We start from the raw sequence: 21,018 nt of genomic DNA, 5'->3' as shown, positions 1-21,018 counted from the left end.
AAAAACCGGGAGATCGCGGACCAACGAAGCGTCGCCCGGTCCGCTTACAGGGTTGGGACAAGAATCATACGGTCATTCCCCTCGATTCATCCCCAAGGTTGAAATACTCACCCACACCCCCATATGAGTTTGCATCAGGGCATTTTCGCCCCGCAGTGTGGAGACTCTCCCTTGACCACCATCGTTTCAGTGCGCCGCCACGGTAAAGTCGTCATGGCTGGCGACGGCCAGGTTTCTCTGGGCAACACCGTCATGAAAGGCAACGCCAAGAAGGTGCGCCGTCTTTATCACGGTGAAGTAATCGCCGGGTTCGCTGGCGCAACCGCCGATGCATTCACGCTGTTCGAACGCTTTGAAGCCCAGCTGGAAAAACACCAGGGGCATCTGGTTCGTGCAGCTGTCGAACTGGCCAAGGACTGGCGTACCGATCGCTCGCTGAGCCGTCTTGAAGCAATGCTGGCCGTCGCCAACAAGGATGCCTCGCTGATCATCACCGGCAACGGCGATGTGGTCGAGCCCGAGGACGGCCTGATCGCCATGGGCTCCGGCGGCGCATTTGCTCAGGCCGCCGCACGCGCCCTGCTGCTCAAGACCGACCTGTCGGCACGCGAAATCGCCGAGACTTCGTTGCATATCGCTGGCGACATTTGCGTGTTCACCAACCACAACATCACCATTGAGGAGCAGGACCTCGTCGGCTAAGTCCTTGCCGGGCCGCACAGTCTGCGGCCCCTTCGGCTTGACCGTACCAGAGGACCGTGAATTACCATGTCCATGACTCCCCGCGAAATCGTCCACGAACTTAACCGCCATATCATCGGCCAGGACGATGCCAAGCGCGCCGTCGCCATTGCCCTGCGCAATCGCTGGCGCCGCATGCAGCTGCCTGAAGAGCTGCGCGTTGAAGTGACGCCCAAGAACATTCTGATGATCGGCCCGACCGGTGTCGGCAAGACCGAAATCGCCCGTCGCCTGGCCAAGCTTGCCAATGCACCGTTCATCAAGGTTGAAGCGACCAAGTTCACCGAAGTGGGCTACGTAGGCCGCGATGTAGAGTCGATCATTCGCGATCTGGCCGATGCGGCGATCAAGCTTCTGCGCGAACAGGAGATCATCAAGGTCCGTCATCGCGCCGAAGACGCGGCCGAAGACCGTATTCTCGATGCCCTGCTGCCGCCTGCCCGTGTCGGTTTCAACGAAGACCCGGCGCAGAGCAACGATTCCAACACCCGTCAGCTGTTCCGCAAGCGTTTGCGCGAAGGCCAGCTGGACGACAAGGAAATCGAGATCGAGATCAACGAAGCCGTCGGTGTCGATATCTCCGCGCCGCCCGGCATGGAAGAAATGACAAATCAGTTGCAGAGCCTGTTTGCCAACATGGGCAAAGGCAAGACCAAGAGCCGCAAACTCAAGGTCAAGGACGCGCTCAAGCTGGTACGCGAAGAAGAAGCGGGCCGCCTGGTCAATGACGAAGAGTTGAAGGCCAAGGCGCTGGAAGCGGTCGAGCAACACGGCATCGTGTTCATCGACGAGATCGACAAGGTTGCCAAGCGCGGTAATTCGGGCGGTGTCGATGTGTCCCGCGAAGGCGTACAGCGCGACCTGCTGCCGCTGATCGAAGGCTGCACCGTGAATACCAAACTGGGCATGGTCAAGACTGACCACATCCTGTTCATTGCATCTGGCGCTTTCCATTTGAGCAAGCCGAGTGATCTGGTGCCAGAGCTGCAAGGCCGTCTGCCGATCCGTGTTGAACTCAAAGCGCTGTCGCCGCAGGACTTCGAACGCATTCTCAGCGAGCCACATGCGTCGTTGACCGAACAGTACCGTGAACTGCTCAAGACCGAAGGTCTGAAGATCGAGTTCAAGCCTGAAGGCATCAAGCGTCTTGCCGAGATTGCCTGGCAGGTCAACGAGAAAACCGAGAACATCGGTGCGCGTCGCCTGCACACGCTGCTTGAGCGCCTGCTTGAAGAAGTCTCGTTCAGCGCTGGCGACCTGGCCATTAGCCCTGACGCAGCGCCGATTGAAATCGATGCAGAATACGTCAACAGCCACTTGGGCGATCTGGCCGAAAACGAAGACCTCTCGCGGTATATCCTTTAAAGCTGCAAGCGGTTAGCTACAAGCTGCAAGAGGTTCTCCACTCTTGCAGCTTTTTTGCTTCTGCCTGTAGCTTGTAGCTGCTCTTCCTTGAGGCTGCTTTCAATGCTCCCCACCGCCATCCAGCTGCACAAAGCTTCCAAAACCCTGACGCTGAAGTACGCGCCGGATGAGGAATATCATTTGCCCGCCGAATTTCTGCGGGTGCATTCCCCTTCTGCCGAGGTTCAGGGCCATGGCAGGCCGATCCTGCAATTCGGCAAACTGGGCGTCGGTCTGAGCAAAGTCGAGCCGGCTGGGCAATATGCACTGAAATTGACCTTTGATGATGGCCACGACTCAGGACTGTTCACCTGGGAGTACCTGTATGAACTGGCAAGACGCCAGGAGTCCCTGTGGGAGGACTATCTGCAAGAGCTGAAAAAAGCCGGCAAATCCCGCGATCCCTCCGAGCAAGTCATCAAGCTGATGCTCTGACCCCTCCCGCCCGCGCGACCTTCGCAGAACGTTCAGACCAGTGCAGCCTCACCGCTCGCCGTTTTAGGACGCGCTTTCTAATCATTTTTGTTTCAATGTTCCGCGCAGCGGCCAATGAGTGGCTGACGCTGCTTGCGATTTTTTGAAATCTCGCGTAACCAATAACCTTGGCAAGTTCCGTGCATCGAAGTCGGTGCGAGAAACAGCCTGCAAGGCATGAGTTACACGAGCAGTAGTGCTGGCTAACCGCCTGTGTCACTGGCTCACAGGCAAGGAATGTCAGTGTTCCCATCAGGACAATGGAGCGTCGTAGATGAGTAACGCGAAAGACGATGACCTGCAGCGCCAGGCTTCCGAGCACACCCTGGGCCTCAACCCGGTCGTTGGCCTGCGGCGCAAGGATTTACTGAGCACCGCGCGGATGGTTTTGCGTCAGGCTTTCAAGCAACCGATCCACAGCATCAAGCACGTCGCACACCTGAGCGTCGAACTCGGCAACGTGATCTTCGGCAAATCTGCCTTGCAGCCGACACCGGAAGACCGTCGCTTCGCTGATCCGGCCTGGAGCCAGAACCCGCTGTATCGCCGTTACCTGCAGACTTACCTCGCCTGGCGCAAGGAACTGCATGACTGGATCGGTGGCAGTGATCTCACCCCGCAAGACATCAGTCGTGCGCACTTTGTGATCAACCTCATGACCGAGGCCATGTCACCGACCAACTCTGCCGCCAACCCGGCCGCCGTGAAGCGCTTCTTTGAAACCGGCGGTAAAAGCCTGCTTGATGGCCTGTCGCATCTGGCCAAGGACCTGGTGAACAACGGCGGGATGCCGAGCCAGGTCAACATGGACGCGTTCGAGGTTGGCAAGAACCTGGGCACCTCCGAGGGCGCCGTGGTGTTTCGCAATGACGTACTGGAACTGATCCAGTACAAGCCGATTACCGAGCAGGTTCACGAGCGACCGCTGCTGGTGATCCCGCCGCAGATCAACAAATTCTACGTCTTCGACCTGAGCCCGGAAAAAAGTCTGGCGCGCTTCTGCCTGCGCAGTAACGTGCAGACCTTCATCATCAGTTGGCGCAACCCGACCAAGGCGCAACGCGAATGGGGGCTGTCGACCTACATCGAGGCGCTCAAGGAAGCGGTCGATGTGGTGCTGGCGATCACCGGCAGCAAAGACCTCAACATGCTGGGTGCCTGTTCCGGTGGCATTACCTGCACAGCGCTGCTGGGCCACTACGCAGCCCTGGGCGAAAAGAAAGTCAACGCCATGACCCTGCTGGTCAGCGTTCTGGATACCACGCTGGATACCGAGGTCGCGCTGTTCGTCGACGAGCAGACCCTGGAAACTGCCAAGCGTCATTCCTATCAGGCGGGCGTGCTGGAAGGCCGTGACATGGCCAAGGTGTTTGCCTGGATGCGCCCTAACGACCTGATCTGGAATTACTGGGTCAACAATTACCTGCTGGGCAACGAGCCGCCAGTCTTCGACATTCTGTTCTGGAACAACGACACCACACGCCTGCCCGCCGCCTTTCACGGCGACCTGATCGAAATGTTCAAGAACAACCCGCTGACCCGCGCCAACGCGCTGGAAGTCTGCGGCACGCCGATCGACCTCAAGCAGGTAACGGCCGACGTGTTCTGCCTGGCTGGCACCAATGACCACATCACGCCATGGGCCTCCTGCTACAAATCAGCACGGCTGTTTGGTGGCAAGACCGAGTTTGTACTGTCCAGCAGCGGCCATATCCAGAGCATCCTCAACCCGCCGGGCAACCCCAAGTCGCGTTACATGACTCACGACGAGTTGCCAGCAGACCCGGCGGCCTGGCAGGAAAACGCGACCAAGCACACCGATTCCTGGTGGCTACACTGGCAAGAGTGGCTGGCCACGCGCTCGGGCAAGTTGAAAAAGGCGCCTGCCGGGCTTGGTAACAAAGCCTGTCCGGCAGCCGAGGCAGCGCCAGGAACCTATGTTCACGAGCGTTAGCCCCGTCAGTCTTGAAAAAACCCGGGGTGCGTTCCCGGCGGCTAAATCAACAGGGCTTAGCGCATGCCGCAACCGTTTGTTTTTCGCTCCATCGACCTGAACGGACACACTATTCGTACGGCCGTGCGCCCAGGCAAGAGCCATCTGACACCGCTGCTGATATTCAACGGCATCGGTGCCAACCTGGAACTGGTGTTCCCGTTTGTTGAAGCACTGGACCCGGACCTGGAAGTCATCGCGTTCGATGTGCCGGGGGTCGGTGGCTCGTCGACACCCAATCGCCCTTATCGCTTTCCGGGGCTGGCCAAGCTCGCAGCGCGCATGCTCGATTACCTCGACTACGGGCAGGTCAATGCGATCGGTGTTTCGTGGGGCGGGGCACTGGCTCAGCAGTTCGCTCATGACTACCCGGAGCGCTGCAAGAAACTGGTACTGGCCGCCACGTCGGCAGGTATGGCGATGGTGCCGGGCAAGCCTCGCGTGCTGTGGTTGATGGCCAGCCCGCGCCGCTACATTCAGCCGTCGCATGTGATCCGTATTGCACCGGAGATCTACGGCGGCGCGTTTCGACGTGATCCCAATCTGGCGGCTAACCATGCTGCCAAGGTGCGCTCGTCCGGCAAGCTGGGCTATTACTGGCAATTGTTCGCGGGCATGGGCTGGACCAGCATTCACTGGCTGCACAAGGTTCACCAGCCGACTCTGGTTCTGGCCGGTGATGACGACCCGCTGATTCCGCTGGTGAATATGCGCCTTTTGGCCTGGCGAATACCCAATGCCCAGCTACACATAATCGATGACGGGCATTTGTTCCTGATCACGCGTGCCGAAGCCGTGGCACCGATCATCATGGGTTTTCTGCAACAGGAACGGCAGCGCGCAGTCATGCACCCGCAGCCAACGCCGCCCAGAACGCGCGCATAGCGCCAGCACGCCCGGTAATGTGAACAGCCCGAGAGAAACAGCGTCACCTACTGCGCAATACACTGGAGTTTCAACCGCGCAGAACGACGCCAGCCCCTTCGCAAGCGGACTGGCGCCAACCCATGAGTTGCCTGACGAAGGAGTGTTGCCCTCATGCAAGAAAAATCGGCGAAGGTTGCCACCGCTGCCCCCACAAACTTCATCAACGCGCAGAGCGCCATCACCGGCCTGCGCGGGCGAGACCTGTTTTCTACCTTGCGTAACGTCGCAGCCCAGGGTTTGCGGCACCCGGTTCGTAGCGCTCGCCATGGTCTGGCGCTGGGCAAGCAGTTGGGGCGGGTGGTGGTGCTGGGCGAAACACCCTATCCGCACGATCCCAAAGACCCCCGCTTCGCCGACCCGACCTGGAGCCTCAACCCGCTTTATCGCCGCGGCCTGCAGGTGTATCTCAGTTGCCAGCATCAGGTCAGACAGTGGATCGATGACAGCGATCTGTCCACAGAAGACCGGGCGCGGACGCACTTTCTGTTCACACTGATCAACGATGCGCTGGCCCCTTCCAATACGCTGCTCAACCCGCAGGCCGTCAAAGAGCTGTTCAACTCGGGCGGTACCAGCCTGATCAAGGGCCTGAGCCACATGGCCGATGATCTGTTGCACAACAGCGGGCTGCCCAGCCAGACCACCAAGGACGCTTTTGAGGTAGGCCGAACCGTAGCGACCACGCCCGGTGCGGTGGTGTTTCGCAACGAAATGTTCGAGCTGATCCAGTATCGGCCGATGAGCGAAAAACAGTTCAGCCGACCGGTCCTGATCGTGCCGCCGCAGATCAACAAGTTCTACATCTTCGACCTCAGCCCAACCAACAGCTTTGTGCAATATGCCCTCAAGAACGGCCTGCAGACCTTCGTCATCAGTTGGCGCAACCCGGATGTCCGTCATCGGGAGTGGGGGCTGTCCAGTTATGTTGAAGCGACCGAGCAGGCGATGAATATCTGCCGGGCGATTAGCGCAGCACGCGAGGTCAATCTGGTCGGCGCTTGCGCGGGAGGTCTGACCGTTGCCGCATTGCTGGGTCACTTGCAGGTCAAGCGCCAAACCCGCCGCGTGGCCAGCGCAACCTATATGGTCAGCCTGCTGGACAGCCAGATCGAAAGCCCCGCCACGCTGTTTATCGACGAGCAAACCCTCGAAGCTGCAAAGCGCCGCTCCTATCAGCGCGGCGTGCTGGAAGGCAGCGAGATGAACCGGGTGTTTTCCTGGATGCGCCCCAATGACCTGATCTGGACTTACTGGATCAACAATTACCTGCTGGGCAAATCGCCACCGCCGTTCGACATTCTTTACTGGAACAACGACACCACACGCCTATCCGCTGCGTTGCACGGTGATCTGCTGGACTTCTTCAAGCACAACCCGCTCAGCCATGCGGGCGGCCTGGAGGTCTGCGGAACACCCATCGACCTGCAGAAAGTCACGGTGGACAGTTTCAGCATCGCTGGCATCAACGACCACATCACGCCATGGGACGCGGTGTACCGTTCTACGCTGCTATTGGGCGGTGAGCGGCGCTTCGTGCTGTCCAACAGCGGCCATGTGCAGAGCATTCTCAACCCGCCGGGCAACCCGAAAGCCAACTATGTCGAGAACAGCAAGCTGAGCAGCGACCCGCGCGCCTGGTACTACGACGCGCAGCACCATGACGGCAGCTGGTGGCCGAACTGGCTGAAGTGGGTTCAGGAGCATTCCGGGGCCAGGCACGACACCAGGATGGAGTTGGGCAACGCTACTTATCCACCAATGGAGGCCGCGCCCGGGACCTATGTGCATGTGCGCTGAAACGCTGGATTGCGCCCTGCCCGATCAGGCAAAGCCGACCCTTTGACTCTTGAACAAGAAGACTGGATGAAAACCCGCGACCGTATCCTTGAATGTGCCTTGACGCTGTTCAACCAGCAGGGCGAGCCGAATGTTTCCACGCTGGAAATCGCCAATGAAATGGGTATCAGCCCCGGCAATCTGTATTACCACTTTCATGGCAAGGAGCCGTTGATTCTAAGTCTTTTCGAGCGGTTCCAGGCAGAGCTGGCACCGCTGCTCGATCCACCTTCGGATGCCAGGCTTGAGGCAGAAGACTACTGGATGTTTCTGCACCTGATTGTCGAGCAGTTGTCGCACTACCGCTTCCTGTTTCAAGACCTGTCCAACCTCGCCGGACGGCTGCCAAAGCTGGCCCGCGGCATTCGCAACCTGCTCAACTCGATCAAGAAAACCCTCGCGTCGCTGCTGGCCCGTCTGAAATCCCGAGGGTAACTGGTCAGCGAAACCCAGGCACTCGGGCAACTGGTGGAACAGATCACCATGAACCTGCTGTTTTCACTGGATTACCAACGCATTCTGGGTCGCGAGGGAAATATGCGGGTGGTGGTCTACCAGATCATGATGCTCGTCACCCCACACCTGCTGCCCACCTCAAGGCAGGCAGCCGAACAGCTGGCAATGGAGTATCTGGGCAGGTAAACACGGGCACGATAAGAAAGTTGACGTTATCGTTCATCACGCTCCAGCGTGGGAATGCCCTGGGTGACGCTCTGCTTGTTCGCGAAAGGACCGGCATATTCCCCGAAGATGCGTCGCCTGAACCACCATCTTCGCGAACAGGTTCGCTCCCACGGCCTTCGGCCAGAAGCATTGGCAGGAGAGGTGTTCGGGTATATGAAAAAGCCCGGGCTGCTTGGCAGGCCGGGCTTCGATGTTGCAGCTGTCTGTCAGGACTGGCTGGCAGGTGTTGCCGGTGCAGTGGTCGGGGCTGATGCAGCGGGAGCCGAACCGGTTGCCGGAGCCGCTGATGCAGCGGGCTTGGCGGCAGGCTTGGCAGCCGGTTTTCTGGCTGCTGGTTTCTTCGCCGCGGCCGGTTTGGCAACTGCCTTCGCCTTGCTGGCGGTGGCAGCAGCGGCCTTGCTGGCTGCATCGACCGGTTTGGCCGCAGCTTTCTTGACTGCTGGCTTGGCCGCTGCGGCTTTCTGAGCCGTTTTATCCGCTGTTTTGGCGACGTTTTTAGCCGCGGCCTTGACCAGCGGTTTTGCCGCAGTTTTCGGCGCAGGTTTGGCCGCAGCAGTACGCGAAGCGACCGGTTTGGCCTTCTCACCCGTCAATAGCTCGATCTGCCGGGTCAACTGGTCGACCTTACTGTGCAGTGCCTGAACTTCATTGCGGCTGGGCACGCCCAGACGCGAAATGGCACTATTCAGGCGCTTGTCGAAGGCTCCTTCCAGCTCATTCCATTTACCCACCGCGAGGTCTTTTACATCACCGACCCGCGACTTGGCGGTCTTGGCGGTGTCCTTGACCTCATCCAGCTGCTTCTGCGCCTCGACCTTGGTCTGCTTCTCGGCTTTCTCGCCGTCTTTGACCAGTGTCTCGAAAAGCTTGCTGCCGTCATTGCTTATCTTGGAATAAGCGCCCAGGCCCGCCAGCCAGATCTGGCGAGAGTATTTCTCGACCTCACCAACCCATGAGCTGCCGTCTTTGTCGGTTTTTTTCTTGCCAGCCATCCTGCTCTCCTTATTGTCCAGACTCTGAACGTTCGAATCGTTTCGACCCGGAGCGTTCAAGCTTTTTAGGCACGACACGTTCAAGCAATGCCGTCAGCTCGTCGAGCTTGACAGAGAGCGTGTCAACATCATGTTTAGACGGGATTGCGATGCGGTTCAAGGCTTTTGCTACACGACGGTCGAAAGCACTCTCGATTCTGCCGAGTTGCGCCTCGGCACGACCTTTGGCGTAAGACACTTCGACCTTGATCGAGTCGATTTCGCTGTTGGCCGCCAGACGCTTTTCATCGACCGTTTTGACGACTTCCTTTTCGGCCTGTTCGCCAGCCCTGATCAGGTCCCTGACGTACTGTGTGCCTTCTTCGTTGACCCTGGAATAGGCCCCCAGACCGGCCAGCCAGATCTTGCGGGCATACAGCCTGACGTCGGAAAGCGTGGAGGATTGCTGGTCTTCGATGTTTTTCTTCGTGTTCGCTCTGGCCATGGTGCACCTCATGCTCGAAAGTTGAAGGAACCGCCCAGCTATGGGCATAAGCACAACGTTACGGAGAAAAATTAGAATGCTCACCCTAGGGCGAAGACTCAGGCGGCCAGTGCTTTATCCAGGACGCGCTCGACTTCAGTCTTGATGGAGCCACTCATGGCCGACAGGATGAAGTTCAGCTCGATGTTGATACGGATCAACGCTTCTTCGACTTGGACCTTGCCCTTGGCCCCCTTGCCTTCCAGCTTTACGGTATCGCCTGCCCATTCGTGGGCCAGCCCGTATTTGTCGGAAAGCTTCTCGACCAGTTGCTCGGCCCTCTCGCGAGCCTTTTCCCGGCCCAGTGCGTGCGGGCGTTCAACGGTTATCTTGGCCATGGAGGCTTCCTTGATGATCAGATGAAATGCGGCGCAACTATATAGACCCGCCTGCATCCAAGAAAGCGTTGCCGGTGAGCCTTGTCAAGACAAAGCCGGCCCTGGCGATTAGAATGGCCCGCACTCTATTCCGGTGAAGCGATATGAACGATCAGCGCAAAGGCAGCGATGCCGAACCTACGACTCACTTCGGTTACAAAAATGTACCGGAAAGCCAGAAGGCAGAAAAAGTCGCTGAGGTTTTCCATTCGGTTGCGGCCAAATACGACCTGATGAACGACCTGCTGTCCGGTGGCATGCACCGTCTGTGGAAGCGCTTTGCAATCGAGCTTTCGGGCGTTCGTACCGGCAACCGCGTGCTCGACATTGCTGGCGGCACGGGTGATCTGACCCGCAAGTTCTCCAACCTGGTCGGCCCGACCGGGCAAGTGGTTCTGGCCGATATCAACGCCTCCATGCTCAAGGTCGGCCGTGACCGCCTGCTGGACCTGGGTGTGTCGGGCAACGTCGAGTTCGTCCAGGCAGACGCCGAGAAGCTGCCCTTCCCGGACAACCATTTCGACTGCGTGACCATCGCCTTCGGCCTGCGCAACGTGACGCACAAGGAAGACGCTCTGCGTTCCATGCTGCGCGTGCTCAAGCCCGGTGGACGCCTGCTGGTGCTGGAGTTTTCCAAGCCGACCAACAAGCTCATGTCCAAGGCCTATGACGCCTACTCGTTCGCGTTCATGCCGTTGATGGGCAAACTGGTCACCAATGACTCGGAAAGCTACCGCTATCTGGCTGAATCGATCCGCATGCACCCTAACCAGGAAACCCTCAAGTCGATGATGGTCGAAGCCGGTTTTGACCGTGTGACCTACCACAACATGACGGCGGGTGTCGTGGCCTTGCATCGCGGTATCAAACCCTGATGTTGCTTCGGGGGCTGCTCGCCAGTATCGAGCACGGCATCAATCGCGTGTTGCGCCTGGACAGCACCGCGCTACCGCGTATGGCGCGCCTGTCCGGGCATGTCATTGCCGTGGACTGTCGCGATCCGTCCCTGAAAATCTTCATCCTGCCCAGTGACGAAGGTCTGCTGCTGGCCGCAGACTGGGCTGCCGACGCCGACTGCACCTTGCGTGCGCCAGCCTCCAGCCTGCTGCGTCTGGCCCTGAGCAAGGACAAGACCGCCGTGCTGCATGGCCCCGACGTCGAGCTGGACGGTGACAGTGGCGTACTGCTGGAACTGGTCGGCATTCTTCAGGACCTGGAGCTGGACTGGGAACACGAACTGTCCAACTGGGTCGGCCCGGTGGCCAGTCAGTTGTTCAGCAGCCGACTGCGTAGCAGTGGACGCTGGACACATGAAAGTTTCACCAGCCTCAGCCAGAACGTTGCCGACTACCTCAGCGAAGAATCGCGTACGCTGGTGGGTAAGCACGAAGCCGAAGCACGATTCGCCGAACTCGATCAGATCAAACTCGATCTGGACCGTCTCGAGGCGCGCTTTGCCCGCCTCGCCCACTCCCTCAATACCAGCGATAACGCATGAAGCTGCTTGCCGTCCGCCGTCTGTTTCGCATTCAACGTGTCGTTATCCGCTATCGCCTTGATGACCTGTTGTTCGCCCTGCCCCTGCCCTGGTGGATGCTCGCGGTGCGTTTCGTGCTGCCCTGGCGCTGGCTGCCAAGGCGTAAATCCGAGCTGAGCCGTGGCGTACGCTTTCGTCTTGCATTGCAGGACCTGGGGCCGATTTTCATCAAGTTCGGGCAACTGCTGTCTACCCGGCGCGACTTGCTGCCCGAAGACATTGCCGACGAACTGATGCTGCTGCAGGACCGCGTGCCGCCGTTCGACCAGCAGGTGGCCATCAACCTCATCGAAGAACAGCTGGGCGCACGAATCTGCGACGTCTTCAGCCGCTTTGACGAAACCCCGCTGGCGTCTGCTTCGGTTGCCCAGGTGCATGCCGCCTGTTTGAAGACCGGCGAAGAAGTCGTGGTGAAAGTGGTACGCCCGGGCCTCAAGCCGGTCATTGGCCAGGACCTCGCGTGGCTGTTCATCCTTGCCCGCATGGCCGAGCGCGTGTCAGCCGATGCACGCCTGCTGCACCCGGTGCAGGTGGTGATGGATTACGAAAAAACCATCTACGACGAGCTGGACCTGCTGCGTGAAGCCGCCAACTCCAGCCAGTTGCGTCGCAACTTCGAAGGCTCGGATCTGCTCTACGTGCCACAAGTCTACTGGGACTGGTGCCGCCCCAAAGTGCTGGTCATGGAGCGTATCTACGGCCTGCAGGTCACCGACATGGCCGGGCTGGCCGACCAGCGCACCGACATGAAACTGCTGGCCGAGCGCGGCGTGGAAATCTTCTTCACCCAGATATTTCGCGACAGTTTCTTCCACGCCGACATGCACCCCGGAAACATTTTCGTCAGCACGGTCAACCCGTGGAGCCCGAAATACATTGCCATCGACTGCGGCATCGTCGGCAGCCTGACTCCGGAAGATCAGGATTATCTGGCCCGTAACCTGTTTGCCTTCTTTAAGCGTGATTATCGTCGGGTTGCGCAGCTGCACATTGATTCGGGCTGGGTGCCGGCAGAGACCAAGCTCAATGAATTCGAAGCTGCAATCCGCACGGTCTGCGAGCCGATTTTCGAGAAGCCGCTCAAGGATATTTCCTTTGGTCAGGTGCTGATGCGCCTGTTTCAGACGGCGCGCCGCTTCAATATGGAAGTACAGCCGCAATTGGTTCTGCTGCAAAAGACCCTGCTCAATATCGAGGGGCTGGGTCGTCAGTTGTACCCTGATCTGGACCTGTGGAGCACCGCGCAGCCTTATCTGGAGCGCTGGATGCGTGAGCGGGTCAGCCCGAAAACCCTGCTGGGCAATCTGCAATCACAGGTCGAGCAACTGCCGCATATCGCGGGCATGACCCGCGATCTGCTGGAGCGCATGTCTCGCCCGCATGCTTCGGATCCACCACGTCCCTGGCAGGAGCGCAAGGACGAGCCGGTCCTGCGGCTTATCGGTGCAGCGTTGTTGGTAGGTGGCGCGATACAGGGTTGGGTGATGAGCGAGGCAGCTACGCAACTGCTGACGCTCACCGCCTGGCCAGCGGCGATCATGCTGATTGCCGGGCTGTATCTGATCGTCCGCCGATAGCCAGCAGCGTATGGCGCTGGCACACTGTTCAATCCGCCGGGCATGAAAGCCGGCTGCCGGAGTAGATATGAAAGACTGGCTGGACGAGATTCACTGGAACAGCGACGGTCTGGTGCCTGCAATCGCTCAGGATCACAAGACCGGTCGAGTATTGATGATGGCCTGGATGAACCGCGAAGCCCTGAGCCTGACGGCGTCGGAGAATCGTGCCATCTATTGGTCGCGTTCGCGTGGCAAACTCTGGCGTAAAGGTGAAGAATCGGGTCATGTGCAAAAGCTCCATGAACTGCGCCTGGACTGTGATGCCGATGTCATTATCCTGATGGTCGAGCAGATCGGCGGCATCGCATGCCACACCGGCCGCGAAAGTTGCTTTTATCGAGTGTACGAAAACTCAGGCTGGAAGACCGTAGACCCGGTTTTGAAAGATCCTGACGCTATTTACTCAGCAGGCCACTGAACATGACTGATACGTTATCCCGCCTGGCTGAGGTGCTGGAATCACGCAAGGACGCCGCTGCCGACAGTTCCTACGTCGCCAGCCTGTATCACAAGGGCCTGAACAAGATTCTGGAAAAGCTCGGCGAAGAATCAATCGAGACCATCATCGCTGCCAAGGACGCTGCAGTCAGCGGTGATTGCAGTGACGTAATCTATGAAACCGCTGACCTGTGGTTTCATAGCATGGTGATGCTCGCCGCGCTGGGTCAGCACCCGCAGGCCGTGCTCGATGAACTGGACCGCCGATTCGGCTTGTCCGGCCACGCGGAAAAAGCCGCTCGCACGGCAGAGTAACGCTCTCCCCTTTCAAGCTTGAAATCTTTTACGAGGACTGTTTCATGGGTATTTTTGACTGGAAACACTGGATCGTCATCCTGATCGTCGTTGTACTGGTTTTCGGGACCAAGAAACTCAAGGGCCTGGGCAGCGACGTCGGCGAATCGATCAAGGGCTTTCGCAAGGCCATGAATGACGACGACAAGCCAGCCGAACAGCCTGCACCTCAACCCCAGCAGGCCCAGCCAGCGCCACAGGGCTCGCCGCTGAATCAGCCGCACACCATCGACGCGCAGGCACACAAAGTCGACGAGCCGATCCGCAAAGACCAGGTTTAAGCCCATGTTCGGTATCAGCTTCTCTGAACTGCTGCTTGTCGGCCTGGTTGCCTTGCTGGTACTGGGTCCCGAGCGCCTGCCGGGTGCGGCACGCACCGCAGGCTTATGGATCGGCCGGTTGAAGCGCAGCTTCAATGCGATCAAACAGGAAGTTGAACGTGAAATCGGGGCCGACGAAATTCGTCGGCAGCTGCACAACGAGCACATTATTTCGCTGGAAGACGAAGCGCGCAAAATGTTCGCGCAGAATCAGCACCCCGAAACCACTTACGAGCCGGTAAGCCCGCAGCCCGCCTCCGTGCAGGCCGACGCCGCCAACACCGGTCACAACACGCTCGGCCCAGCGGAACCTGCGGTTCCGAAAACCGCACTGTCGCTGGAGAAAACCGCGAAGCCTGTCGATGTCGGCACGCCGGTCCCGACGCCTCCCGCCCACGATTCGTCATTGCCACCGCGAGCCCCATGAGCGCTGATATCCCGGAAAACGATCAGCAAATGCCGCTGATCTCGCACCTCACCGAGCTGCGTACACGTCTGTTGCGTTGTGTCGCGGCAGTGTTCCTGATTTTTGCCGGTCTGTTTTACTTCACGCAGAAAATCTACACGCTGGTGTCGGCCCCGCTGCGCGTTTACCTGCCTGAAGGCGCGACGATGATCGCCACCGACGTGGCCTCGCCGTTCATCACGCCGTTCAAGCTGACCATGATGGTCGCGCTGTTCCTGTCCATGCCGGTCATCCTGCACCAGATATGGGGCTTCATCGCGCCGGGCCTGTACAAGCATGAGAAGCGCGTTGCGGTGCCGTTGCTGGTGTCGAGCATCATCCTGTTCTACGCAGGCATGGCTTTCGCCTACTTTCTGGTCTTTCCGCTGATTTTCCACTTTTTCGCCAGCGTGACCCCGGAAGGCGTTTCGATGATGACCGACATCGCCAGCTATCTGGACTTTGTGATGACGCTGTTCTTCGCCTTTGGCGTGGCCTTCGAAATCCCGGTGGCCGTGGTGTTGCTGGTCTGGATCGGTATCGTCGACGTCAAATACCTGAAGAAGATCCGCCCTTACGTGATCATCGGCTGCTTCGTGGTCGGCATGATCCTGACTCCGCCGGACATCTTCTCGCAGACACTGCTGGCGGTACCGATGTGGCTGCTGTTCGAGCTGGGCGTATTGTGCAGTTCGATGATCAAGAAGCGTGGCGAGCATCCGGACGATCAGGCCGAGGACGCTGACAAGCAGGATCAGCCGCCCGCGACTACACCGTGAACCTGCTGCTGCTCGAGGAAGCCGATTTCATTGCGGCTGACCGGGTGGTCCTGCGTGACCGCCGCCTGAAGCACATGCAGGAGGTGCATCGCGCAGAGGTCGGCGACAGTGTGCGGGTGGGCCGCGTCAACGGCCTGCTGGGCAGTGCCGAACTGCTGCGTCTTGAACCTCATGAAGCAGAGCTGCGCGTGTCTCTGGATAGCGCGCCGCCGGCAAAACTGCCTCTGACCCTGTTGCTGGCGCTGCCACGCCCCAAGATGTTACGCCGGGTGTTTCAGACCGTTGCGACCATGGGCGTACCGAAAGTCATTCTGCTGAACAGCTACAGGGTCGAAAAAAGCTTCTGGCAAACACCGTTTCTCGAAGCCGAAGCCATCCGCGAGCAACTGATTCTGGGCCTGGAGCAGGCGCGCGATTCGGTGCTGCCTGAAATCGTGATCGAAAAGCGCTTCAAGCCGTTCGTTGAAGATCGCTTGCCGCAGATCGCCCTCGACACACTGGCCCTGGTTGGCCATCCCGGTGATTTCCCGGCTTGCCCACGTGCGGTCACCCAACCGGTCACGCTGGCCATCGGCCCTGAAGGTGGCTGGATACCCTACGAAATCGATCTGTTGCGCCAGTCAGGTTTGCAGCCCGTGCAACTGGGCGAACGCATCCTGCGCGTCGAAACCGCTGTAACGGCCCTTCTCGCTCGCTTGTTCTAAGCTGTCAGTGTCGACTCAATCGCTTCAGTTAACCGATAACTGGCCGATGCAGTCGGATACTTAGGACAAAAGACGTCAAGGAGTGATCATGTCTCGTGGGTTATCCAAAAGCCTCGCCAATGCGAGTGTCAGCCTCAAATTGGCGATCGGATTTGGCCTGGTGCTGCTGATGACGCTGATGATTTCGGCCACCGGCTGGTTCAGCAATCAGGCGCTGATCGATCGTGGGGACCGTGTCACTGCGATTGCGCAGGTCAATGAGCTGACCCTGCAGTTGCGCATCAACCGTATGAGCTACGAGGCGCTGTACAACGCAGAGACCGCAGCGCAAGTCAGAAGTACGCTCGATCAGCTCGACGCCGCACTGCAAACCGCCAGAAACCTGCTGCGATCCCCCGAGAATCTGCAGTTGCTGGATGTCCAGATTCAGGCCACTCGCGACTATCGCCAGTCGTTCGAAGACATGAGCAAGGCGATCGATACCCGCGAAGCCAGCCGCAGCCAGATGGGCGAAAACGCCGACAAGGCGGTGGATCAGGCCGACCGGATCGAAGCCGAGCTGCTCAAGGAAGACAACATCCTCGCCTTCAATGGCATCGTCGGCGTCAGTAAGCTGATTCAACAGGCGCGTTTTCAGGTACGTGGTTACACCTACAGCGGCCGTCCAGACTTCGAAAAAGATGCCAATAAGGCCATCGATGACGCGGTGACCGGTATCAATACGCTGGCCGGCGACATTTCCTCCACTTATTCGCCCATGCTGCAGCAGGCCATCGCCGGGCTGAATGGCTACCGCGCGGCAGTGGGCCGATACCGCGATGCCCAGGCCGCCTCCAAGGCCGCACTGGAAAAAATGACCACGCTGGGCGTCAGCATGCTCGCCACCAGCAACGACCTGATTGCCAGACAGAACAAGAGTCGCGACGCAGACAGCGCCAAGTCGGTCCAGATGATCATCGCCGCGACTGCGCTGGCAATGGTGCTTGGCATCCTCGCGGCCTGGGTCATCACTCGCCAGATCACCACCCCGCTACAGGAGACACTCGAAGTAGTGGAGCGGGTCGCCTCGGGTGACCTGAGTCGCAACCTCAACGTTGATCGCAAGGACGAGCTGGGCAAGCTGCAGGCCACGATTCAGCGCATGACGGTCAGTCTGCGCGAACTGGTGGGCGGGATTCGTGATGGCGTGACCCAGATCGCCAGCGCAGCGGAAGAGCTGTCGGCAGTGACAGAACAAACCAGTGCCGGGGTCAACAGCCAGAAGGTCGAGACCGATCAGGTCGCCACGGCCATGCATGAAATGACTGCGACCGTTCAGGAAGTCGCACGCAACGCCGAGGAAGCCTCTGAAGCCGCGGTGGCCGCTGACCAGCAAGCCCGTGACGGTGAGCGAGTGGTCAACGAAGCCATCGCGCAAATCGAGCGCCTGGCGTCTGCGGTGGGCAATTCCAGCGAAGCGATGGGTGCTCTGAAACAGGAAAGTGACAAGATCGGCAGTGTGCTGGACGTCATCAAGTCGGTCGCGGAACAGACCAACCTGCTCGCGCTGAACGCCGCCATCGAGGCCGCCCGCGCCGGGGAAGCGGGTCGGGGCTTTGCCGTGGTCGCCGATGAAGTGCGCAGCCTGGCGCAGCGCACACAAAAGTCTACCGAAGAGATCGAAGCACTGATCGCCCGCCTGCAAAGCGGTACACAGCAGGCCGCAACCGTCATGGACAGCAGCCGGGAACTGAGCACCAGCAGCGTGGAGCTGACGCGTCGGGCCGGTGGCTCATTGGAGAACATCACCAAAACCGTCTCGGCGATCCAGGCGATGAACCAGCAGATTGCAGCTGCCGCCGAGGAACAGAGCGCAACCGCTGAAGAGATCAACCGCAGCATCATCAATGTCCGCGATGTCTCTGAACAGACATCTGCGGCCAGCGAAGAGACCGCGGCGTCCAGTGTCGAACTGGCCAGACTGGGCAACCATCTCCAGTTGCTGGTGAGTCGCTTTACTGTCTGACCTTGCAGTATCCAGCCCGCGCCAACACTGAGCGCGGGCTTCTTTTCCCGCAAAAACGTGACACCTTTCACCTCTCTTTCGTGCTCGGAAATATCCTACGACCTTCTCAGGTCACGCGATGAATCACCACGCCGATGCGCTCACAACGCATGTTCTGACTCGCCCGGAACATGCTTTTGTTCGCTCATTGCAGGAGATTCCAATGTTCCGACTGATCAATCACGCGCTCGGTAACATGAACGTCAGATTCAAACTGTCACTGGGTTTCGGCCTGGTGCTGTTATTGACGCTGATCATCACACTGACCGGCTGGCATGGTCTGTACACCATGATCGACCGCTCCGAGTCGCTCTCGGACATCGCCCAGCTCAATAGCCTCACCAAAGACCTGCGCGCCGAACGCATCACTGACCGCGTGGAAAGGACGCCAGAAAGCACGGCATTGGTGACAGACAAACTCAACGAAATGAAAGCCCAGCTCACAGCGCTGCACCGACAGAGCCTGGAGGCGGAAACCATTACGCTGCTCAACGGACAGTTTGAGACGTTAAACAGAATCGAGAAAACCTTCGCCGACATCCGGGCCAACCGTCAGACCCGTAACCAGCTACGCACGCGCCTGGAGCAGACGTCAGAGCAGGCCTTGCAGGCCATCGCATACGTTGAGACCGAGGTGCTCAAGAGCGTAAGCAAGGAACAGGACAGCACTGAGCGGATGGAGGAATTCACCAACATTTCCCAGCTCAGACAGCAGGTCCAGATCGCTCGCTATCAGGTACAGGCCTACACCTTCACCACTAGGGAAGCCGATGAAGCCGCAGCCATTGTCGCCATCGACGAAGCACTCAAGGAAATCGGGCAGATCGGGAAGGATGAGGGCAATGAAAGCCTTCAGGGCCTGGCAGCCGCCACTACAGCCCTTCAGGGCTATCGGGAAAGGCTCAACGAGTTCAAACAGATACAGGCCAAAGCCGAGGCGGATCAGGAACTTATGGAAAGTCTCGGCGAGCAGTTGCTGGACTCGGTCGCCGCGCTGAACCGTCTGCAAACCGCTCAGCGCGACAGCGAAGCAGTCAATTCCAGCACCACCCTGAGCAGTGTTGCGGGCCTGGCGCTGCTGATCGGGTTGCTGGCCGCCTGGGTCATGACCCGGCAGATCACCGTACCGTTACAACAGACGCTGCTTGCCGCAGCACGTATCGCTCAGGGTGATCTGAGCAGGGACATGTCGGTAACACGTCGTGACGAAATGGGTCAGTTGCAAGGCAGTATGCAGACAATGACGGTCAGCCTGCGCGAGCTGATCGGCGGTATCAGCGAGGGCGTAACGCAAATCGCCAGCGCGGCCGAGCAGTTGTCAGCGGTGACCAAGCAGACCTGCATCGGGGTCACCAGTCAGAAAGACGAAACCGACCAGGTGGCCACGGCCATGAATGAAATGGCCGCGACGGTGCAGGAAGTCGCCCGTAATGCTCAGGAGGCTTCCGAGGCCGCGGCTCAGGCGGATCAACAGGCCCGTAGCGGTGACGAGGTTGTAGGGCGGGCAATCAGTCAGATCGAGCAACTGGCTCGCGAGGTAATGAACTCTACCCAGTCGATGAGCGAACTCAAGCTGGAAAGCAACAAAATCGTCGGCGTTCTTGACGTAATCAAATCTGTTTCGCAGCAAACCAACCTCCTGGCCCTGAATGCGGCCATTGAAGCAGCTCGCGCCGGTGAAGCCGGGCGTGGTTTTGCAGTGGTCGCCGATGAAGTACGCGGCCTGGCGCAACGCACGCAAAAGTCCACAGAGGAGATCGAGGAATTGATCGCCGCACTGCAAACCGGTACCCAGCAGGTCGCAACCACGCTGGACAACAGCCGCACCCTGACTGACAACACCGTTGAACTGAGCCGTCGCGCGGGAAGCGCGCTGGAGCAGATCACCCGCACGGTGGCGACCATCCAGCACATGAACGAACAGATCGCCACCGCCAGCGAAGAACAGAGCGTGGTTGCCGAACAAATCAACCGTAACGTCATCAGCGTACGCGACATCTCCGAACAGACCGCCGCTGCCAGCGAGCAAACCGCAGCCTCCAGCGTCGAACTCGCGAGGCTGGGAACTCACTTGCAGACACTGGTGGGGAAATTCAGGGTGGGTTGATAGATCTGCGACGCAAGGATTCCGACGCTGGAGCGCTTGGAGTTATACACCAGCCTGCTTTTGATTCTGCCCAACGGGCGTAGGAGCGGACTTGTCCGCGAAGGGGCCGTTAAGCTTTCCGACAATGCATCGCCTGAGCGACCGTCTTCGCGAACAAGTTCGCTCCTACTCCGCAAGCAGAAGGCCGTTTTTGATTCTGCCCAATGGGCGTAGGAGCGGACTTGTCCGCGAAGGGGCTGGAGCGCTTGGCGTTATACACCAGCCTGCTTTTGATTCTGCCCAACGGGCGTAGGAGCGGACTTGTCCGCGAAGGGGCTGGAGCGCTTGGCGTTATACACCAGCCTGCTTTTGATTCTGCCCAACGGGCGTAGGAGCGGACTTGTCCGCGAAGGGGCCGCCAAGCTTTCCGACAATGCATCGCCTGAGCGACCGTCTTCGCGAACAAGTTCGCTCCTACTCCTCGGGCAGAAGGCCGTTTTTGATTCTGCCAACGGGCGTAGGAGCGGACTTGTCCGCGAAGGGGCCGTTAAGCTTTCCGAACATGCATCGCTTGAGCGACCGTCTTCGCGAACAAGTTCGCTCCTACTCCGCGGGCAGAAGGCCGTTTTTGATTCTGCCCAATGGGCGTAGGAGCGGACTTGTCCGCGAAGGGGCCGCCAAGCTTTCCGAACATGCATCGCCTGAGCGACCGTCTTCGCGAACAAGTTCGTTCCTACTCCT

The 21,018-nt window shown here is 59.1% G+C and carries 20 protein-coding genes and 1 pseudogene; 18 read left to right on the top strand and 3 right to left on the bottom strand.

Annotation, left to right across the window (positions count from 1 at the left end; genetic code table 11):
• Positions 1-171 precede the first annotated feature (171 nt).
• The 7 genes and pseudogenes from hslV to RGM3321_RS03670 all read left to right on the top strand — a co-directional run bounded on the left by hslV (position 172) and on the right by RGM3321_RS03670 (position 8,017).
• Positions 172-702 (top strand): ATP-dependent protease subunit HslV, encoded by a 531-nt coding sequence (hslV, locus tag RGM3321_RS03700; RefSeq protein WP_002551644.1) that lies wholly within the window; start codon positions 172-174, stop codon positions 700-702.
• Positions 703-768: 66 nt separating this feature from the next.
• Positions 769-2,106 carry an ATP-dependent protease ATPase subunit HslU gene (gene hslU, locus RGM3321_RS03695; RefSeq protein ID WP_002551643.1) on the top strand — a complete coding sequence of 446 codons (1,338 nt, stop codon included), beginning with the start codon at positions 769-771 and terminating at the stop codon, positions 2,104-2,106.
• Between the two features lie 102 nt (positions 2,107-2,208).
• Positions 2,209-2,580 (top strand): DUF971 domain-containing protein, encoded by a 372-nt coding sequence (locus RGM3321_RS03690; protein ID WP_002551642.1) that lies wholly within the window; start codon positions 2,209-2,211, stop codon positions 2,578-2,580.
• Between the two features lie 313 nt (positions 2,581-2,893).
• Positions 2,894-4,573, top strand: a complete 1,680-nt coding sequence (gene phaC / locus RGM3321_RS03685; RefSeq protein WP_244391655.1) for a class II poly(R)-hydroxyalkanoic acid synthase — start codon at positions 2,894-2,896, stop codon at positions 4,571-4,573.
• Between the two features lie 63 nt (positions 4,574-4,636).
• Complete coding sequence (phaZ, locus tag RGM3321_RS03680; protein ID WP_244391654.1) at positions 4,637-5,497, top strand: poly(3-hydroxyalkanoate) depolymerase; 861 nt, start codon at positions 4,637-4,639, stop codon at positions 5,495-5,497.
• Between the two features lie 153 nt (positions 5,498-5,650).
• Positions 5,651-7,336, top strand: a complete 1,686-nt coding sequence (gene phaC, locus RGM3321_RS03675) for a class II poly(R)-hydroxyalkanoic acid synthase (RefSeq protein WP_244391653.1) — start codon at positions 5,651-5,653, stop codon at positions 7,334-7,336.
• 66 nt (positions 7,337-7,402) lie between these two features.
• Positions 7,403-8,017 (top strand): annotated as a pseudogene (locus RGM3321_RS03670) (TetR/AcrR family transcriptional regulator).
• 248 nt (positions 8,018-8,265) lie between these two features.
• On the opposite strand, the gene RGM3321_RS03665 reads toward RGM3321_RS03670, so the two are convergent.
• The 3 genes from RGM3321_RS03665 to RGM3321_RS03655 form a co-directional block, all read right to left on the bottom strand.
• Entirely contained in the window at positions 8,266-9,051 is a 786-nt protein-coding gene (locus RGM3321_RS03665) for a phasin family protein (RefSeq protein ID WP_244391652.1), read from the bottom strand.
• A 10-nt stretch (positions 9,052-9,061) separates the two neighbouring features.
• Positions 9,062-9,535, bottom strand: coding sequence for a phasin family protein (locus RGM3321_RS03660; RefSeq protein WP_244391651.1), 474 nt, complete (start codon positions 9,533-9,535; stop codon positions 9,062-9,064).
• Between the two features lie 98 nt (positions 9,536-9,633).
• On the bottom strand, positions 9,634-9,912 hold the full coding sequence (locus tag RGM3321_RS03655; RefSeq protein WP_244391650.1) for a polyhydroxyalkanoic acid system family protein: 279 nt from the start codon (positions 9,910-9,912) through the stop codon (positions 9,634-9,636).
• A gap of 143 nt (positions 9,913-10,055) precedes the next feature.
• Here RGM3321_RS03655 and ubiE point away from each other — a divergent pair, with 143 nt between their 5' ends.
• The 11 genes from ubiE (at position 10,056) to RGM3321_RS03600 (ending at position 20,298) form a co-directional block, all read left to right on the top strand.
• Entirely contained in the window at positions 10,056-10,826 is a 771-nt protein-coding gene (ubiE, locus tag RGM3321_RS03650) for a bifunctional demethylmenaquinone methyltransferase/2-methoxy-6-polyprenyl-1,4-benzoquinol methylase UbiE (protein WP_002551635.1), read from the top strand.
• Positions 10,826-11,449: an SCP2 sterol-binding domain-containing protein gene (locus RGM3321_RS03645; protein ID WP_244391649.1), complete on the top strand. Its 624-nt coding sequence runs from the start codon at positions 10,826-10,828 to the stop codon at positions 11,447-11,449. The genes ubiE and RGM3321_RS03645 overlap by 1 nt, the downstream gene beginning before the upstream one ends.
• The gene (gene ubiB / locus RGM3321_RS03640; RefSeq protein ID WP_057401435.1) at positions 11,446-13,065 is read left to right on the top strand and encodes a ubiquinone biosynthesis regulatory protein kinase UbiB; all 1,620 of its coding nucleotides are present in this window, start codon (positions 11,446-11,448) and stop codon (positions 13,063-13,065) included. The genes RGM3321_RS03645 and ubiB overlap by 4 nt, the downstream gene beginning before the upstream one ends.
• A 67-nt stretch (positions 13,066-13,132) precedes the next feature.
• Entirely contained in the window at positions 13,133-13,525 is a 393-nt protein-coding gene (gene hisI, locus RGM3321_RS03635) for a phosphoribosyl-AMP cyclohydrolase (protein WP_002551632.1), read from the top strand.
• Between the two features lie 2 nt (positions 13,526-13,527).
• The gene (locus RGM3321_RS03630) at positions 13,528-13,860 is read left to right on the top strand and encodes a phosphoribosyl-ATP diphosphatase (protein ID WP_002551631.1); all 333 of its coding nucleotides are present in this window, start codon (positions 13,528-13,530) and stop codon (positions 13,858-13,860) included.
• A gap of 44 nt (positions 13,861-13,904) precedes the next feature.
• The gene (locus RGM3321_RS03625; RefSeq protein ID WP_003316632.1) at positions 13,905-14,180 is read left to right on the top strand and encodes a twin-arginine translocase TatA/TatE family subunit; all 276 of its coding nucleotides are present in this window, start codon (positions 13,905-13,907) and stop codon (positions 14,178-14,180) included.
• A gap of 4 nt (positions 14,181-14,184) precedes the next feature.
• Complete coding sequence (tatB, locus tag RGM3321_RS03620) at positions 14,185-14,646, top strand: Sec-independent protein translocase protein TatB (protein WP_244391648.1); 462 nt, start codon at positions 14,185-14,187, stop codon at positions 14,644-14,646.
• Positions 14,643-15,443, top strand: coding sequence for a twin-arginine translocase subunit TatC (tatC, locus tag RGM3321_RS03615; RefSeq protein WP_005743129.1), 801 nt, complete (start codon positions 14,643-14,645; stop codon positions 15,441-15,443). Before tatB ends, tatC begins: the two co-directional genes overlap by 4 nt.
• Positions 15,440-16,147 carry a 16S rRNA (uracil(1498)-N(3))-methyltransferase gene (locus RGM3321_RS03610; RefSeq protein ID WP_244391647.1) on the top strand — a complete coding sequence of 236 codons (708 nt, stop codon included), beginning with the start codon at positions 15,440-15,442 and terminating at the stop codon, positions 16,145-16,147. The genes tatC and RGM3321_RS03610 overlap by 4 nt, the downstream gene beginning before the upstream one ends.
• Before the next feature lie 88 nt (positions 16,148-16,235).
• Positions 16,236-18,152 (top strand): methyl-accepting chemotaxis protein, encoded by a 1,917-nt coding sequence (locus RGM3321_RS03605; protein ID WP_244391646.1) that lies wholly within the window; start codon positions 16,236-16,238, stop codon positions 18,150-18,152.
• 202 nt (positions 18,153-18,354) lie between these two features.
• Positions 18,355-20,298 carry a methyl-accepting chemotaxis protein gene (locus RGM3321_RS03600; RefSeq protein WP_244391645.1) on the top strand — a complete coding sequence of 648 codons (1,944 nt, stop codon included), beginning with the start codon at positions 18,355-18,357 and terminating at the stop codon, positions 20,296-20,298.
• Positions 20,299-21,018 lie beyond the last annotated feature (720 nt).

Source organism: Pseudomonas sp. RGM 3321 (assembly GCF_022836805.1).
Classification (GTDB): Bacteria; Pseudomonadota; Gammaproteobacteria; order Pseudomonadales; family Pseudomonadaceae; genus Aquipseudomonas.
This window is presented reverse-complemented; position numbering and strand designations above follow the sequence as displayed.

Bases quoted from the DNA above. Each gene is read 5' to 3' on its own strand.
- phaZ (WP_244391654.1), top strand. From the start codon at position 4,637: ATGCCGCAACCGTTTGTTTTTCGCTCCATCGACCTGAACGGACACACT.
- tatC (WP_005743129.1), top strand. From the start codon at position 14,643: ATGAGCGCTGATATCCCGGAAAACGATCAGCAAATGCCGCTGATCTCG.
- ubiB (WP_057401435.1), top strand. From the start codon at position 11,446: ATGAAGCTGCTTGCCGTCCGCCGTCTGTTTCGCATTCAACGTGTCGTT.
- RGM3321_RS03625 (WP_003316632.1), top strand. From the start codon at position 13,905: ATGGGTATTTTTGACTGGAAACACTGGATCGTCATCCTGATCGTCGTT.
- ubiE (WP_002551635.1), top strand. From the start codon at position 10,056: ATGAACGATCAGCGCAAAGGCAGCGATGCCGAACCTACGACTCACTTC.
- tatB (WP_244391648.1), top strand. From the start codon at position 14,185: ATGTTCGGTATCAGCTTCTCTGAACTGCTGCTTGTCGGCCTGGTTGCC.
- RGM3321_RS03645 (WP_244391649.1), top strand. From the start codon at position 10,826: ATGTTGCTTCGGGGGCTGCTCGCCAGTATCGAGCACGGCATCAATCGC.
- RGM3321_RS03600 (WP_244391645.1), top strand. From the start codon at position 18,355: ATGTTCCGACTGATCAATCACGCGCTCGGTAACATGAACGTCAGATTC.
- RGM3321_RS03630 (WP_002551631.1), top strand. From the start codon at position 13,528: ATGACTGATACGTTATCCCGCCTGGCTGAGGTGCTGGAATCACGCAAG.
- hslU (WP_002551643.1), top strand. From the start codon at position 769: ATGTCCATGACTCCCCGCGAAATCGTCCACGAACTTAACCGCCATATC.
- RGM3321_RS03605 (WP_244391646.1), top strand. From the start codon at position 16,236: ATGTCTCGTGGGTTATCCAAAAGCCTCGCCAATGCGAGTGTCAGCCTC.
- phaC (WP_244391655.1), top strand. From the start codon at position 2,894: ATGAGTAACGCGAAAGACGATGACCTGCAGCGCCAGGCTTCCGAGCAC.
- RGM3321_RS03665 (WP_244391652.1), bottom strand. From the start codon at position 9,051: ATGGCTGGCAAGAAAAAAACCGACAAAGACGGCAGCTCATGGGTTGGT.
- hisI (WP_002551632.1), top strand. From the start codon at position 13,133: ATGAAAGACTGGCTGGACGAGATTCACTGGAACAGCGACGGTCTGGTG.
- RGM3321_RS03660 (WP_244391651.1), bottom strand. From the start codon at position 9,535: ATGGCCAGAGCGAACACGAAGAAAAACATCGAAGACCAGCAATCCTCC.
- RGM3321_RS03690 (WP_002551642.1), top strand. From the start codon at position 2,209: ATGCTCCCCACCGCCATCCAGCTGCACAAAGCTTCCAAAACCCTGACG.
- phaC (WP_244391653.1), top strand. From the start codon at position 5,651: ATGCAAGAAAAATCGGCGAAGGTTGCCACCGCTGCCCCCACAAACTTC.
- RGM3321_RS03655 (WP_244391650.1), bottom strand. From the start codon at position 9,912: ATGGCCAAGATAACCGTTGAACGCCCGCACGCACTGGGCCGGGAAAAG.